The following is a 668-nucleotide window of genomic DNA, read 5'->3' as shown; positions in this document are numbered from 1 at the left end:
GTGGATGATGTGGTTTTCTATCAGTATCTGTGTCGGGTGGCGGATTGGCGGTTGGATTGGAAGGCTAAGGACAAGGGGCTAAATGGCCAAGCAAATGACGAAATACATATTCCGAGCGAAGAGGTGCAAGCGTTGTATCACGCGGAAGAGCCTAAAAATAGCGAGCTAATAGACGCCACTGTAGTCTACCGCAAGAGTGGCAAACTCCCTGTGACAGTAGGAGACAGCCTGCCTTCCTTGGTGGCGACACAAACCATCGAAGACCGCTATTACAGCCGGCCGGTGCGTTTTGGAGGAGCGAGCTGATGCGTTTGACGTTCTCAACACTCTCTCTCGTCGGTTTGCTTTTGAGCAGTTCTGCTGGGTATGCCGCCGAGTCACTTTTGTCTTCGATGCGTTGTTTCGTTAATCCAGCGACGTCCGTTACCGCTTACACCCCGGCCAAGGAGGCCGCCATGTCCGCTGATGCTTATCACGCTCCGAAAACTTCGCCGCGCCTGGAAACCCTGGATGTGCTCAGCATAGGCATGAGCCTGGATGTGTTTCGCCAGGGCCAGGTATGGAAGGCCTTGCAGGAGCAGAATGCGGTGCAGGCCGAGGCCTTGCATGTCGGCAGCATCCTGCCGATGGACCCGAAGAAGTATCCGACGTCTGCGGATGACAAGGAT

2 protein-coding genes are annotated in these 668 nt (G+C 54.9%); both read left to right on the top strand.

Translation table 11 applies throughout. The annotated features are described in order from the left end of the window. The coding region (locus AC061S_RS44510) for an effector protein Tle3 domain-containing protein (RefSeq protein ID WP_478691587.1) at positions 1-306 on the top strand (306 nt) is incomplete at its 5' end. Further along, positions 306-668: type VI lipase adapter Tla3 domain-containing protein (locus AC061S_RS44505; RefSeq protein ID WP_478691586.1), on the top strand; the 363-nt coding region annotated here is incomplete at its 3' end. The genes AC061S_RS44510 and AC061S_RS44505, both read left to right, overlap by 1 nt.

The organism is Streptomyces sp. CA189, from assembly GCF_056428985.1.
This window is presented reverse-complemented; position numbering and strand designations above follow the sequence as displayed.